11 protein-coding genes are annotated in these 14,174 nt (G+C 73.1%); 3 read left to right on the top strand and 8 right to left on the bottom strand.

Going from position 1 to position 14,174, the window contains the following annotated elements; translation table 11 throughout:
• Nucleotides 1-7: 7 nt before the first annotated feature.
• The 6 genes from glmS to aroA form a co-directional block, all read right to left on the bottom strand.
• Complete coding sequence (gene glmS / locus ACY3FI_RS09555; protein WP_462547292.1) at nucleotides 8-1,822, bottom strand: glutamine--fructose-6-phosphate transaminase (isomerizing); 1,815 nt, start codon at nucleotides 1,820-1,822, stop codon at nucleotides 8-10.
• A 427-nt stretch (nucleotides 1,823-2,249) separates the two neighbouring features.
• A complete protein-coding gene (locus tag ACY3FI_RS09550; RefSeq protein WP_462547291.1) occupies nucleotides 2,250-4,946 on the bottom strand; it encodes a helix-turn-helix transcriptional regulator in 2,697 nt (898 codons plus the stop codon).
• 545 nt (nucleotides 4,947-5,491) lie between these two features.
• Nucleotides 5,492-6,274: an inositol monophosphatase family protein gene (locus ACY3FI_RS09545; RefSeq protein WP_462547290.1), complete on the bottom strand. Its 783-nt coding sequence runs from the start codon at nucleotides 6,272-6,274 to the stop codon at nucleotides 5,492-5,494.
• 17 nt (nucleotides 6,275-6,291) lie between these two features.
• Nucleotides 6,292-7,476: an ABC-2 transporter permease gene (locus ACY3FI_RS09540; RefSeq protein WP_462547289.1), complete on the bottom strand. Its 1,185-nt coding sequence runs from the start codon at nucleotides 7,474-7,476 to the stop codon at nucleotides 6,292-6,294.
• A gap of 418 nt (nucleotides 7,477-7,894) precedes the next feature.
• The gene (gene rsgA / locus ACY3FI_RS09535; RefSeq protein WP_462547288.1) at nucleotides 7,895-8,941 is read right to left on the bottom strand and encodes a ribosome small subunit-dependent GTPase A; all 1,047 of its coding nucleotides are present in this window, start codon (nucleotides 8,939-8,941) and stop codon (nucleotides 7,895-7,897) included.
• 4 nt (nucleotides 8,942-8,945) lie between these two features.
• Nucleotides 8,946-10,316, bottom strand: coding sequence for a 3-phosphoshikimate 1-carboxyvinyltransferase (gene aroA, locus ACY3FI_RS09530; RefSeq protein WP_462547287.1), 1,371 nt, complete (start codon nucleotides 10,314-10,316; stop codon nucleotides 8,946-8,948).
• 120 nt (nucleotides 10,317-10,436) lie between these two features.
• Here aroA and ACY3FI_RS09525 point away from each other — a divergent pair, with 120 nt between their 5' ends.
• Both ACY3FI_RS09525 and ACY3FI_RS09520 read left to right on the top strand, forming a co-directional pair.
• Complete coding sequence (locus ACY3FI_RS09525) at nucleotides 10,437-11,222, top strand: sigma-70 family RNA polymerase sigma factor (protein WP_462547286.1); 786 nt, start codon at nucleotides 10,437-10,439, stop codon at nucleotides 11,220-11,222.
• Nucleotides 11,219-11,461: a zf-HC2 domain-containing protein gene (locus ACY3FI_RS09520; protein WP_462547285.1), complete on the top strand. Its 243-nt coding sequence runs from the start codon at nucleotides 11,219-11,221 to the stop codon at nucleotides 11,459-11,461. The genes ACY3FI_RS09525 and ACY3FI_RS09520 overlap by 4 nt, the downstream gene beginning before the upstream one ends.
• A gap of 48 nt (nucleotides 11,462-11,509) precedes the next feature.
• Here ACY3FI_RS09520 and ACY3FI_RS09515 read toward each other — a convergent pair whose 3' ends face one another.
• Nucleotides 11,510-12,916 (bottom strand): LamG-like jellyroll fold domain-containing protein, encoded by a 1,407-nt coding sequence (locus tag ACY3FI_RS09515; protein WP_462547284.1) that lies wholly within the window; start codon nucleotides 12,914-12,916, stop codon nucleotides 11,510-11,512.
• A 49-nt stretch (nucleotides 12,917-12,965) separates the two neighbouring features.
• Nucleotides 12,966-13,547 carry a hypothetical protein gene (locus ACY3FI_RS09510; RefSeq protein WP_462547283.1) on the bottom strand — a complete coding sequence of 194 codons (582 nt, stop codon included), beginning with the start codon at nucleotides 13,545-13,547 and terminating at the stop codon, nucleotides 12,966-12,968.
• A gap of 128 nt (nucleotides 13,548-13,675) precedes the next feature.
• Between ACY3FI_RS09510 and ACY3FI_RS09505 the strand changes: the two genes are divergently transcribed.
• The gene (locus ACY3FI_RS09505) at nucleotides 13,676-14,116 is read left to right on the top strand and encodes a GNAT family N-acetyltransferase (protein ID WP_462547282.1); all 441 of its coding nucleotides are present in this window, start codon (nucleotides 13,676-13,678) and stop codon (nucleotides 14,114-14,116) included.
• Nucleotides 14,117-14,174: the final 58 nt, after the last annotated feature.

Below are 14,174 nucleotides of genomic sequence, written 5' to 3'. Positions count from 1 at the left end.
TGCCTGGCTATTCGACCGTCACCGACTTCGCGAGGTTCCGGGGCTTGTCGACGTCGCACCCGAGCTGGAGCGCGAGCTCCCGGGCGAGCATCTGCAGCGGCACGACCGCTTCGAGCGGTCCCCACGGCGCCGTCGCCCGCCCCCAGGCGAGGTCGCCGTGCGCGCGCTGCCCGAGCGCCGGGATGTCGGAGCCCTCGCCGCCGATCGTGATGACGAACCCGCCGCGGGCGCGGACCTCGGCGACGTTGGCCTGCAGCCGGGGCTCGCCGTGGTCGACGACGACGACCGGGGTTCCGTCGTCGACGAGCGCCAGGGGGCCGTGCTTCAGCTCGCCGGCCGGGTACGCCTCGGCCCACCGGTAGCTCAGCTCCTTGAGCTTCAGGGCGCCCTCGGCCGCGTAGGGCAGCCCGACGCCGCGGCCGAGGAACAGGAAGCCGGAGGCGTCCTTCACGCTCGACACGAGCAGCGGGATGCGGTCTGCGGCGATCGCCGCCGCGTGCTCCAGGCGCTCCGGCAGGTCCGACAGCTCGCCGACGAGCGCCGACGCCCGGGCCGGGTCGATCCGGCCGGAGGCGACGAGCGCCGAGATCATCGCCGCGACGCCGACGAGGACCTGCGCGGTGAACGTCTTCGTCGCCGCGACCCCGATCTCCGGGCCGGCGTGGCAGTCCAGCACGGCGTCGGCGCGACGGGCGAGCGAGGAGTGCACGTTGTTCGTCAGGGCGAGCACGGGGTGCCGGTCCTCGAACCGGTCGAGGGCGCGCAGCACGTCCGCGGTCTCGCCGGACTGGCTGATCGCGACGACCAGGGTCCCCGGTGCGAGCACCGCCTGGTCCGCCTCGCTCGCCACGACGATGTCCGTCGGCACGCCGCCGATGCCGCGCAGCGCCGTCGCGATGACCTGCCCCGCGTTCAGGGAGGTCCCGCACGCGACCACCGCGAGCCGGTGGAAGCCGGGCAGCCCGAGGCCCACCCACATGCTGCCGTCCGCCGCGCGTCGCCCGATGCGGTCGAGGATCGAGGACACCACCGCGGGCTGCTCCTCGATCTCCTTGGCCATGTGGTCCGGGTGGTCGCCGAGGTCGAGCGCGGTCGCAGCGAAGGGCGAGGGCGTCGGGAACGGCACCGGCACCGAGATGCCGCCGGAGGACCACGACCACGCCTCACCGAGCTCCACCACGTCGCCGTCGCGGAGCGCCACGAAGGTCTCGCACCACTCGGCGATCGCGCCGATGTCGCTCGCCACGAAGTCGCCGCGGGCCGAGCGGGCCACCACGAGGGGGGAGCGGTCCGCCGCCACGACCATGCGGCCGTCGCGGGCGTCGAGCACCACGATCGCCCACGACCCCTCGAGCTGCGCGGCCGCGATCTGCACCGCGAGCATGAGGTCCGGGTCCACCGCGAGGGCGCGCTCGACGAGGTGCGCGATGACCTCGGAGTCGACGTCGGAGCGGAAGACGTGGCCCTGGCGCTCCAGAGTGGCGCGGAGCTGGTCCGCGTTCTCGATGATCCCGTTGTGCACGATGCTGATGCGGCCCGAGCAGTCCGCGTGCGGGTGTGCGTTCGCCTCACGCACGACGCCGTGCGTGGCCCAGCGGGTGTGGCCGATGCCGACGCCGGTGAGCGCGTCGCCGGACCGGGCTGCGACGAGCGCTCGCAGGTCACCGACCCGCGACACCGAGCGCAGCGTCTCGGTCGCACCGGACGCGGTCCGGACGGCCACACCGGCCGAGTCGTACCCGCGGTACTCGAGTCGTTCGAGTCCGTCGAGCAGGTAGGGGGTCGCGTCGTCACTGACGCGAGCCGCGATGATGCCGCACATTCGGGGTCCCTTCGGGTGGGAGACAGCGCTGGGAGCTGGAGGTGTCCGGGGAGGACGGGACGGCACCGACCGCCGTCGGGTCTGCCGTGCGTCCGGTCCGCCAGCTGGGAGCCGGCGCCCGTCCCCGGATCAGGCGGGGACGGACGACGGTGCTCTCGGCCGACGGTTCGGGTACCGGACGGGGTACCACGGGCGGTCCCCCGGAGGGGCACGGCGGTCGGTGCACCAGAAGAATCCCCCGGCGGTCGGTGACACGGCAACGGCCGTGGCCCCCTCTTGCGGTTCACCGCGCGCAGCGTGCGAGGCGGGCCCGACGCGTGCGGACTCGCGCAAGCGGGTTGCGGCCGTCGGGGTGCGCGCAGAAAGGACGGGAGGCACGGTGCCAGCTGGCACCGTGCCTCCCGTCCGTCGGTCGGTCGCGTCCCGATCAGGTGAGCAGCGCGACCAGGTGGGACCGCGAGCGCGCCCCCACCTTGCGGTAGATCTGCGTCAGCCGCAGCTCCACCGTGCGCTGTGACATGAACAGCGACGAGGCGATCTCGCGGTTGCGGTACCCCTCCGTCACCTTCTGCACCACGGCGCGCTCCTCGGCGGTCAGCGAGGTGAGCACCGCGGACGCGTCCGGGGCGCTGCGCGGCGTGCCGGGGATCGGCCCGGACAGCACCGGACCGGAGCGGAGCGAGCCCACGGCACCCACCGAGGGCATCGCGACCGTCGCGGTCGGCGTGGCGAGCGGACGGCGGATGCCAGCCGCCTCGTACGCCGCCGCAGCGGCGGCACCGAGACGCGGTCGTTCGGTGGGGGAGCCGACGGCCGCCAGGGCCGCGAGCGTCCGGGCTCGTTCGAACTGCGAGTCGTGTGGCTGGAACAGCTCCAGCGCGCGGCGACGGGACGGCTCACGGGTGGTGTCGTCGGCGACGAGGGCGAGGCTCCGCGCCAGCACGAGGGCGCCCCACCGCGAGGGACGGGCGTGGTGGTCCGCCGCCAGACGCGCGGCGACCGTCCGGGCGTCGTCGATCCGACCGAGGCGGCTGTACACCTCGACCAGGTCGCCGAGGTGCCGGAGCACCGCCGGGTTGCGGAGCGGACGGCCGATCGCGTCGGCCGCCTCGAGGGACGTGGCCGCCTCGTCGAGTCGACCGTCGAGGAGCAGCACCCGGCCGCGGAGCGCGTACAGGCGTGCCGTGGCACCCCAGAGCCGGTTCGTGGACCGCTGCCGCAGGCACCGGTCGACGACCTCGAGCGCCTCGGCGGACCGGCCCTCGGCGAAGTGCCGCCAGGCGAGGGCGATGGCCCGCGAGGGCTCGCGCAGGCGTTCCACCGTGCTCGACCCCGCTTCCCACACGTCGATCGCGCGGAGCGCCTGCCGGAAGTTCCCGGAGCGCACCTCGTTCTCGGCGGACAGGTAACGGGCGGCCTCGGTCCAGACCGCCGCCGTCTCGGTGCCCCGGGCGAGGACGAGTGCGAACACCCGCCTGGCGCTCCGGTACCGCTCACCGATGCTCAGTGCGTGGGCGAGGAGCAGCAGGGCCGGGTCGGACATGCCGAGCAGGGTGCTCGTCGCGAGGCCGTCGTGCAGCTCGCTGTCCGGCGGCAGACTGCCGTCGACGGCGGCGATGAGGTCGCGAGCGGTGCCCGCGATCTCCAGCGTGTGCGTCGATGCCGAACCCCGCAGCGGTTCCGCCCGGGCGAGCAGGTCCTTCGCCTGGTCGATCTCCCACGCCTCGGCGCGGAAGCAGGCGACCATCGCGAGGAGCCCGCCGACGGCGTCCGCCTCGGACGCGTCCTCCGGGTCGACCGGCACGAGGAGCTCGTCCGCGTGCACGGCGTCGCCGCTGAGGTACTGCACCGAGTACTGCAGGCGGAGCCGGCGGACCTCGTCGGGGACGGCCCGGAAGGGCCGGATCGCCGCGAGGTACCGTGCGGCGAAGCCGAGCAGGCGACCGCCCAGCATCGCCTCGGCCACGCCGAGGAGCGCCAGGTGCTCGTCCTCGGTGCCGCCGCCGACGTGCAGTGCGCGTTCCGTGAGCGCGATCGCCGCCGAGGCGTTGCCGTCCTGCACGTAGGACCGCGCGGCGCGGAGCAGCGCCGTGACGTCGGGGACGTCGTCGACGAAGCTGCGGTGCCACGCGGCGGCGCGCGGGTCGGTCTCGGCGCTCGCCTCGGCGAGTTCGGTGTGGGCGGCCCGACGGTCGCGTGCGGGCATCCGCCAGTACAGCGACGAGCGGACGAGGGGGTCGCGGACGGAGACCGTCTGCCCCTTGACCGTGGTGAGCCCGGCGTTGGCGAGCTCGTCGAGCTCGTCGCGGTCCCAGCCGCCGACCCTCGCCACGGGGACGAGTGCCAACCGTGCCAGGACGTCCAGATCATGTCCCGGTACGGAGTCGATCGCCAGGGCCGCGATGGCCTCGGTGGTCGGGGTGGGGCGGAGCGGGAGCACGATCGGCTCCGCACCGGTGAGCTGCGCCCGGGTGAGCACCGCGAGCTGCTCGCGGAGCGCGCCGGGGTTGCCGCCGGTCTCGCCCGCGAGGACCGCGAGGACGCCGTCGTTCGCGTCCTCCGGAGCCATCGCCCGGGCGAGGGCGAGTGCCTCGTCGGCGGGCAGTGGCTCGATGCGGAGCGTCGGGAGGGCCGCGAGCGGACTCCCGGCCGGGACGGTGCGGACCGTCGACACGACGCGCAGGGCGGTGCCCGCGAGCCGGCTCGCCAGGAACGCGATGAGCTCCTGGCTCTCCGTGTCCATGCGGTCCAGGTCGTCGATGAGCACGAGCGTCGGCGGGAGCGTCAGCGCGTGCACGGCGTCGAGGAAGTCGTGTGCTGCGGCCAGCCCGGCGGTCTGCTGGGCGGACGCGGCACCTCCCTGCAGGAGGTGGGCGATGTGTGCCGTCGCACGGGGGTCGTCGAGCGCGGTGAACAGCGACGTCACGCCGGCCAGGGGCCAGTGGGACTCGCTGCCGTTCACGCCGACGCGGACGACGGGGAGGGAGACGCGGTCAGCGACCGCATCGAGGACGCTGCTGCGTCCGGAACCAGGGTCGCCGACGACGACCATCGCGGACTCCCGAGGGAGTACGGCGAGGGTCGCGATCCGGTCGACCTCGAGACGGCGACCGGTGAGTGCCATGACTCACCGGCCTCCGGGCCCGGAAGCGGATGCGACGGAGGAGATCCGGGAGGAGCCACGGGCGTGGAGCACGTGCTCGACCGGGGAAGCGGCGCCAGGGAGCGCAGCGGAACGATCGGAGGTTGCGGAATGCGGAGAACGAGTGAGGGTGCACTCGGTTCCGCTCGGGAACGATGAGGTCATCGTCTGTATCACCCCTCGGGTTAGGGTCTTCGGACGAACACGACGGGTCCGAGCACACCCCGGATCTAGGGAATCCGAGACGTCTCCTGACCTGCCGTCTCCCAGCACGATAACTCAGGTTCTGCACGGTGCGGGGGTCCCGTTAGTGTCGCTGTCCCCGATCCGTGCCCCCAGTACGGGGGGACACGCGTGCACCCTTCGGGGGGCAGCTCGGGCCGGCCCGAACGGTTCGGGGTACAGAACGGTCCACCGCGGCCAGACGGCCGGTCATCGGCCTGCGCAGCCGTCCGGAGTTCCGTGCTGCAACCGCTGCGCGCGGGGGTACGCCTCGACTCCGCGAGCGTCCCTCGCGGAGCGGAGCGTCACCGTCGGACGATCTCCACGACCGCATCGTGCACGAGTCCGTTGGACGCGAGTGCGCTGCCGTGCCAGGGGCCGGGATCGCCGTCGAGCGAGGTGAAGCGGCCACCGGCCTCCTCGACGATCGGCACCAGCGCGGCCATGTCCCACGGCTTGAGGTCCGGTTCGCCCGCGACGTCGAGGACGCCCTCGGCGACCAGCATGTACGACCACATGTCGCCGTAGGCCCGGGTCCGCCAGACCTTCCGGGACAGCGCGACGAGGGCGTCGAGGCGGTCGTCCTCGTCCCACTGCTGGATGCTGTTGTAACTGAGGCTCGCGTCGGACAGCTCGGCGACGCCGGACACGCGCAGGGGTCCGTCGAGGGAGTGCGCCCCGAGCCCCTCGGCGGCCCACCAGCGCTTGCCGAGGGCCGGCGCGCTCACCACGCCGAGCACCGGGCGGCCGTCGACGGCCAGCGCGACGAGGGTCGCCCACACCGGGACGCCGCGGAGGTAGTTCGCGGTGCCGTCGATCGGGTCGACCACCCACTGCCGGTGCCCCTCGCTCACGGCGTCGCCGCCGGCCTCCGCGGTGGTCTCCTCGCCGAGGAAGGCGTCGTCCGGTCGCTCGGCGGCGAGCCGCTCGCGGAGCGCCCGCTCGACCGCCTGGTCGGCATCGGTGACGTGCGTGCTGTCGGCCTTCTTCGACACGTGCAGGTCGGCAGCACGGAAGCGTTCCAGGCTGATCGCGTCGGCGGTGTCGGCGAGGGAACGGGCGAAGTCGAGGTCGGCGCTGAGGTCCACGGGGGCCAGGTTAGTGGCTAGGCCGCCACGACCTCCTCTTCCTCGAGCCGGGTCACCGTGCGCTCGCGGGCGATCCGCGTGCGTCGGGCTGCGAGGCCGTGCACGACGACGCCGAGGAGCACCGCGACGGCGAGCCAGAGGGCGAGCACGAGCGACGCGCGCCCCAGTGAGGCACCCGGGAAGTAGACGAGGTCCTGCGCCGCCTCGAGCCAGGCGGCACCGCTCCAGAACGTGTTGAGGGCCGCGAAGAAGCCGGGCTGGAACGACGGCTGGAAGATCCCGCCCGAGCTCGTGAAGTTGAGCATCACGAACAGCATCGTGAGGACCGGCGTCGTCCACCGGCCGAGCAGCGGGTGCAGCCCGACCCCGAGCGCGACGATCACGGCGTCGTAGAGCCAGGCGAAGAGGAAGACCTCCCACCGGTGCTCGGGGATGACCCCGTAGAGCGGTCCGGCGATCAGGATGCCGACCCCCGCGACGACGCCCGCCGTGACCGCCCCGACGACGACGGTCCAGAGCGCCCGCAGGCGGGTGGCGAACGCGGCGACCGCGATGGCCGAGGCGTACCCGCCGACGCTGAGGCCGACGAGGAGGAAGAACAGCCCCTGGCCGGTCGGGTCCTCCCTGCCGGTTGGCACGACGTCCTGCACGGTGAACGGCAGGTGCTGCCGGAAGGCGATGGGCAGGAAGACCTTCTGTGCCGCCGTGGCGGTCGTCTCGCTCGCAGCCGTGGAGACGTAGAGCGTGGCACCCGTCGTGCCCGGCGCGTACACCGCGGCCAGGTCGCGGTCGCGCACCTGCCGCTCGGCGTCGGCCGTCGAGGCGACGACGTGTGCGACGAGCTTGCCGTCGGACTCGTCCGTCACGGTCTGGGCGAAGACCTGCACGGTCGGACCTTGACCGACGATGCCGACCGGGAGCTCGTGCGGGGTCGGCGCGTGGAAGGCGCCGAGGTAGGCCAAGCCCATGCCGACCGCGAGGAACAGCGGCACGAGGATGTGCGAGCCGAACGAGCGGAGGGTGCTCGCGAGGTGGTCGGGGCGGAGGGCGGACGGGCCGCCGGGTCGCCGAGCCGCGCGGGGTGCGGCGTGCGTGTGGTGGGGGTGGGGTGGGGCTGCGTGCGACGTCGTCGTCGTGCTGGGGGAGGACGGGGCGTCGACGACGGGCGTCGGCGCAAAGTTGTACTTTGCAACTTCAGACACCCGGCAAGCATACGCGCTGCTCCGGTTGCGCGACGCGCCGTCACCCGCCGCCCCGAGTGTGCCTTTTCCGTCACCCTCGGCCTCGAGCCTGACGGGTGTTGCACGGGCGGCGAACACGAGCGGCATGTCGTGCCCGTTCGTGGGTCGGGGTCGGAGTCCTGTCGAGGTCCGCCGTGCTGTCCCGTGCGACTGTCGACGCGCGAGGCTCCTGACGGCGAGCGTGCGCAACGTGCCGTCCGGACGAGCCGGACGTGCAACATCGGGCACGCCCGCCGGAACTGAGCGGCACGTCGTGCACGCTCGATGCGGCGAACCGGCTCCGCGCGCCCGCCGCCGCCGCACCGGCGCCCGCCGCCGCCGCACCGGCGCCCGCCGCCGCCGCACCGCCCGCCGCCGCCGCAGTCAGCGGCGGGCCGGCTCAGTCGGCGCCGGGGTCGTCGGCGCCCATGCCGGTCAGCAGCGCCCGGAACGAGTCCAGCCGCTCGATGCCCGTCGGCCCGAGCTCCCCGTCCTGCACCCGGTCGACGATCTCCCAGTCGTGGGCCTGGTCCAACGGGATGCCGTCGACGGGCTCCCGCACGGGCACCGCGTGCGACGCGAAGGCGCGGAAGACGTTCGCCGGGTCGACGTGCCCGAGGCCGAACGACCGCACGCCCGGGGTGTCGATGATCCAACCGCCGTCCCGCACCCGCAGTGCGAGCGACGACGAGGACGTGTGCCGCCCGCGACCCGTCACGGCGTTCACGACGCCGATCGCCCGCGTCGACCCGGTCAGGGCGTTCACCAGGGTCGACTTGCCGACCCCTGAGTGCCCGACGGTCACGGTCACCTTGTCGTCCAGGAGCTCGTGCAGCGCCGCGAACGGGACGTCGTCCGAACGGCTCGTCACGATCCGCAGGTCGAGGCACGCGAAGTGCGCCAGGAACGCAGCCGGGTCGGCCAGGTCGGTCTTCGTGATGCAGAGGATCGGATCGAGGCCGGCGTCGAACGCCGCCACCAGGTACCGGTCGATCAGGCGGGTGCGCGGCTCGGGGTCGGCGGCGGCCACCACGATGAGCATCTGGTCGGCGTTCGCCACGATGACGCGCTCGACCTCGTCGGTGTCGTCGGCGCTCCGTCGCAGCAGCGTGGTGCGTTCGGCGACCTTCACGATGCGCGCGAGCGACCCGGGGTCGCCCGAGACGTCCCCGACGAGCGACACGTGGTCGCCCGTGACGACGGACTTCTTGCCGAGCTCGCGGGCCTTCGTGGCGGTGATGACGTGGTCGTCGATCAACACGCCGAACCGGCCACGGTCGACGTTGGTCACCCACCCGACGGGGGCGTCGTCGTACGTCGGCCGGGTCTTCGTCCGCGGTCGGTTGCCCTTCGGGTTCGGGCGCACCCGGACGCTCGACTCGTCGTACTGCCCGTACGGCTCGTCCGCGTCGGAGTCGTCGCCGTCGACGTCGTCCCACCAGCTCATCGGGTCACGCCCCGTCGCCGTCGACCTGGGCGCCCGACGCGACGAGCGCGGCCCAGAGCTCGGGGAACTGGGGGAGCGTCTTCGCGGTCGAGCCGATGTCGTCGACGGCGACGCCGTCGACGACGAGGCCGACGATCGCGCCCGCGGTCGCCATCCGGTGGTCGTCGTACGCGGCCCACGGGCCGCCGTGGAGGCGCGTGGGCGCGATCCGCAGGCCGTCGTCGAGTTCCTGCACCGCGCCTCCAGACCGGTTCAGGTCCGTCGCGAGCGCCGCCAGACGGTCCGTCTCGTGGCCACGCAGGTGGCCGATGCCGGTGATCTCGCTCGGCTCGTCGGCGAGCGCGGCGAGCGCGACGAGCGCCGGGGCGAGTTCGCCGCCACGGCTCAGGTCGAGCGTGACACCCGGCAGGGAGGCGCCGCCCCGGACACCGGGACCGCCGTCGACGACCAGGTCCTCGCCGTCCCGCGTGACGGTCGCGCCCCACAGGGGCAGGAGCGTCTCGAGGTCCGCACCGACCTGGGTCGTCTCGGTGGGCCAGGTGCGGATGCGGACGGTGCCGCCCGCGACGAGTGCGGCGGCCGCGAAGGGTGCGGCGTTCGACAGGTCGGGTTCGATGGTGAGGTCGCGCGCCGCGATCGGCCCCGGGTGCACGACCCACTCGCCGACGGCCGGTTCGTCGACGCGCACGCCGCGGGCACGGAGGGCGGCGACCGTCATCTCGATGTGCGGCAGGCTCGGCAGGCGCTCGCCGACGTGCGTGAGGTGCAGGCCCTCGTCGAAGCGCGGGGCCGACAGCAGCAGGCCGGAGACGAACTGCGACGAGGCCGAGGCGTCGATGGCGAGGGCGCCGCCGCGGACCGAGCCGGTGCCCGTGAAGGAGAACGGCATCGCGCCGTCGCCGTCGTCCGTCACGTCGACGCCGAGGTCGGCGAGCGCGCGGATGATCGCGTGCATCGGGCGCTTCCGGGCGTACGGGTCGCCGTCGATCGTCACCGAGCCCGTGGCCAGTGCGGCGAGCGGCGGCAGGAAGCGCATCACGGTGCCGGCGAGCCCGCAGTCGACGCGCACGCCGCCGTGCATCGGCGCGGGGGTGATCCGGAGGTCCGGGCCGTAGGGGTTCGGCTCCGCACCGGGCGCCGGGGCGAGCTCCTCGATGCCGACGCCGAGCTGGCGGAGGCCGGCGATCATGAGGGCGGAGTCGCGGGAGTGCAGCGGGAGCCGGATGGTGGACGGGCCGTCGGCGAGGGCGGCGAGCACGAGCTCCCGGTTCGTCAGGGACTTCGACCCGGGCAGCGAGACGTCACCGCGGAGCGGGCCGCGGGCGGTGGGGGCGATCCACGGATCGGACTGGTGGGAATGCGTCGTGTCGGCCATCGGTTCACCAGGGTACTGAACGCACCGGGAGGATCATTGGCGACAGCAACACTCGCGCGGTCACGGACGGCCCTGCCGGCCGTGCGGACGACGATGGGCCGCAGCCTAGACTCGTCGGTGATGACCACCGACGAACCGCACGCCGTACCCCAGCACCTGGTCGAGGAGACCGAGGAGCAGCTCGACGCGGTGGAGTCCGAGGCCGAGGCCGCGTCGTCGGACGACGACGAGCTCGAGGTCGCCGACGAGACCACGGTGTCCGAGGCAGAGCTGCGCGACCTGTTCGAGACGCAGGCGCTGCCGTTCATGGACCAGCTCTACGGTGCCGCGATGCGGATGACCCGCAACCCAGCCGACGCGTCCGACCTCGTGCAGGAGACCTTCGTCAAGGCGTTCGCGGCCTTCCGGCAGTTCCGACAGGGCACGAACCTCAAGGCGTGGCTCTACCGGATCCTGACGAACACGTTCATCAACACGTACCGCAAGAACCAGCGCAACCCGTACCAGGGCACCATCGACGAGCTCGAGGACTGGCAGCTCGGCGGTGCGGAGAGCGTCACGCAGTCGATCTCGGCGCGGTCCGCCGAGGCCGACGCGATCGACCACCTGCCGTCCTCCGCCGTGAAGGACGCGCTGCAGGCGATCCCCGAGGACTTCCGGATGGCGGTGTACTTCGCCGACGTCGAGGGCTTCTCGTACCAGGAGATCGCGGACATCATGAAGACCCCCGTGGGGACGGTCATGAGCCGTCTCCACCGTGGCCGCCGGCTCCTCCGCGGGCTCCTGGCAGACCACGCACGTGAGACCGGCATCGTCCCGGACGCAGCGTCGACGGCGACGATGCGCGGGCGGAGCCGGAAGACTGCTGCGACCGCCGGTCGCGTCGACGGGAAGGAAGCACGATGAGCGGCTGCGACTGCTCCAAGGCGAAGGCCGAGCTCGAGGAGTTCCTGCACGGGGAGCTCTGCCGCGAGGACGCGGCGGACATCCGTCAGCACATGGAGGACTGCGAGGACTGCACGTCCGAGCACCGTGTCGGGGTCGTCCTCATCGAGACGGTGCGCCGCGCGTGCAGGGAGACCGCTCCCGAGGAGCTGCGCGGCGAGATCCTGTCGCGCATCCGGCAGGAGCAGGCCACCCACTGACGCACGACACCGCCGGAGGACACGATCGTCCTCCGGCGGTGCCGGTGTTCACCGTCCGCGAGCCGCGTGTGCCGCGATGGTGGCCTCGTCGAGCACACGGTCGTAGACGCGCGCCGAGTCGACGTCGCCGATGAACACCGGGTCGGTCTGGTGCGGCCAGCCACCCACCGACTCCCGTCCCACCCGCCAGTACCCGTCGTACAGGTACGGCGCGGTGTTGTCGGTCCGGGACTGCTGCGCGACCCCGTCGACGTACAGGGTCATCAGCCCGGGGCGGGACGTGCCGACGATGTGGTGCCACCGGCCGTCGTCCACACGACCGGTGGACGTCACGGTGAAGTTGAACGACGCGCTGCTCGTGCCGAACACGGCGGCGCCGAACTCGCTGACGTAGAAGCGGCGGTCCTTCCGTCCGGACGCCGCGGACCGGCTGTTGCCGAACGACATGATGCTGCCCTGCGGCCGGTCGGTCCGGAACCAGGCCTCGACGCTGTAGGTCGACGGTCCCGGGACGAGCAGACCCGAGACGATGCGTGGGCCCCCGCTGCTGTCGGTGAAGGACACGTAGGGGTCGGTCCCGCACGGCCCGCCCACACCGCCGACGGTGCCGAACGGTGCACCGGTGTTGCCGTGGCCGCTGTCGTCGCGCACCCGGGTGTCCCGCTCGTCGAAGTCCCACGCGAGGACGGCGTCGTCGACGGGCTTGGCGAAGCACGGGAAGGCATCGCTGTCCGCGAGCCGTGCGGTCGTGGTCGTCGTCCCCGAGAACGTCGCGCCCGCGTCGGCGAGCAGCGCCAACGCGAGGACCGCGGCACCGGCTGCGAGTGCGCCGGTCCGGATCGTGGGGCGGAGGGTCCCGGTGCGCCCGGAACCGGTCTGCCGGACGTGGCTCCGGATCGTCCACCGCGGCGTGCCGCACCCTGGACACGGAGCGCCCGCTCGGAGGGAACGGTCGGCACGGGTCGCGGTGACGAGGACGCCCGCGACCACGAGCGCCAGGACGAGGTCGACCCAGGCGCCGGATCGGACCCAGGTGCCAGGCAGGCCGATCCAGGGCACCCGGAGGACCCCGGTCCCGAGGACGTGCTCCGGCTCGACGGTCGTGGCGTCGGCGACCGGGTTGGCGTCGCCGCGGAGCCGGAGCGTCCCGTCGTCCTCGATCCGCTCCAGCCGGTGGAGTCGCAGCCGGTCGGCGTGGTCGGGGTCGTGCACGAGGAGCACGTGTCCGACGGACGGTTCGGGCTCGTCGGTCGGCATGGCGGCGACGACGTCACCGGTGCGGATCGCGGGGGACATCGAGTCCGAGACGACGGTCGTGACGTGCCAGCCGAGGGCGGCGGGCAGCACCGACCAGAGCACGAGGGCGGCCGCGGTGGCGAGGACCGTCCTGGCGGACAGGGCGAGGAGCAGCCGGAACAGGTCACTGCTGCATCGGGATCGGCGGGTGGTCGGCAACAGCTGCTCCTCGTCTCGTCTCATGGGCCGGTACCGGTGCTCCGGGTGGTTAGTTGCTCTGGGCTTCCCAGACGAACGTCGTGCCGGTCTCGGCGTCCTGCGCGGTGTTCGGCGTCGCGGTGTCGAGCTCGTACGAGAACCGGTAGGTCGCGGACTCGTCGCCCGTGGTCGGGTCCCAAGCCCCGAGACCGGTCCCGAACGACGTCGCGGCCTGCAGGTCGGCGAGGGTGCCGTCGATGACCGTGGTGTCGGCGACGAACGAGGTGTCGTCGCCCGGGGTGGACAGGTGGCCACGCTCGACCGTCATCTGCAGGTGCTGGGCGATCGCGTCGGCGTCGTCGGAGTCCTTCGTGTAGAGCTTCACGGTCGACGGCTTCGAGGTCCTCGCGGTGACGGTGACGACGTCCGAGCCGGAGTCGCCGGGCACGAGGTCGTCGACGTCGAAGAGTGCTGCGCCCTGGTCGTCGTCGGTGAGCTCGACGACGCCGGTGCGCCAGGCGTTGCCGGCGTTGTCCGTCGTGGCCGAGAAGGCGGCGTACGACGAGGTGCCGACGATGACACCGCTGGCGACCACCGCGAGGGGCAGGGCGATCCAGGCGGCGCGTCGGCTGCGGTCGGCGGAGATGTGCATGGGGATCCCTTTCGGAGGAGGAATGTGACATACGCAGAGTAAGACATATCACCGCGTAGGGCAAGCGCTTGCTGATCGCTCGGTGTCACACGACGCGGACCGCCGCGAGGACCCGGTAGGGTCCGACCATGCCCCTCGTCGCCGAGCCGACCACCGCCTGGACCGACACCGACGTCGCCGACGTCACCGCCCTCGTCCGCCTCCTCGGACACGACGTCGATGCCGCCGCCATGCGGCAGCGCCTCGAGCGGCTCACACCCGGTGCCGGACACGTCACATGGCTCGTCCGCGACGCCGACGGCCGCGCCGTGGCAGTCGCCGGCGCGCAGGTCACCTGGTCCTACGCCAGCGACGAACCGACGGCGCAGCTCCTCCTGCTCGTGGTCGACCCGTCAGCCAGGAGGCACGGCACCGGTTCCGCGCTCATCGACACGTTCGAGACGTGGGCGGCCGAGCAGGGCGCACGTCGCCTCAGCGCGGTCAGCGCAGCGGCGACGGACACCGCCCACCGCTTCTACCAGCGGCGCGGGTACCACGAGGCCGGCGTCCGCTACACGAAGCTCAGGTAGCGGGCCAACGACCCGCAACGCGCGAAGCGCCCCGCTGCTGCGGGGCGCTTCGTGCGTC

It is taken from the genome of Curtobacterium sp. RM9 (genome assembly GCF_054956955.1).
This window is presented reverse-complemented; position numbering and strand designations above follow the sequence as displayed.

Bases quoted from the DNA above. Each gene is read 5' to 3' on its own strand.
- glmS (WP_462547292.1), bottom strand. From the start codon at position 1,822: ATGTGCGGCATCATCGCGGCTCGCGTCAGTGACGACGCGACCCCCTAC.
- ACY3FI_RS09550 (WP_462547291.1), bottom strand. From the start codon at position 4,946: ATGGCACTCACCGGTCGCCGTCTCGAGGTCGACCGGATCGCGACCCTC.
- rsgA (WP_462547288.1), bottom strand. From the start codon at position 8,941: ATGAGCTGGTGGGACGACGTCGACGGCGACGACTCCGACGCGGACGAG.
- aroA (WP_462547287.1), bottom strand. From the start codon at position 10,316: ATGGCCGACACGACGCATTCCCACCAGTCCGATCCGTGGATCGCCCCC.
- ACY3FI_RS09525 (WP_462547286.1), top strand. From the start codon at position 10,437: ATGACCACCGACGAACCGCACGCCGTACCCCAGCACCTGGTCGAGGAG.
- ACY3FI_RS09520 (WP_462547285.1), top strand. From the start codon at position 11,219: ATGAGCGGCTGCGACTGCTCCAAGGCGAAGGCCGAGCTCGAGGAGTTC.
- ACY3FI_RS09510 (WP_462547283.1), bottom strand. From the start codon at position 13,547: ATGCACATCTCCGCCGACCGCAGCCGACGCGCCGCCTGGATCGCCCTG.
- ACY3FI_RS09505 (WP_462547282.1), top strand. From the start codon at position 13,676: ATGCCCCTCGTCGCCGAGCCGACCACCGCCTGGACCGACACCGACGTC.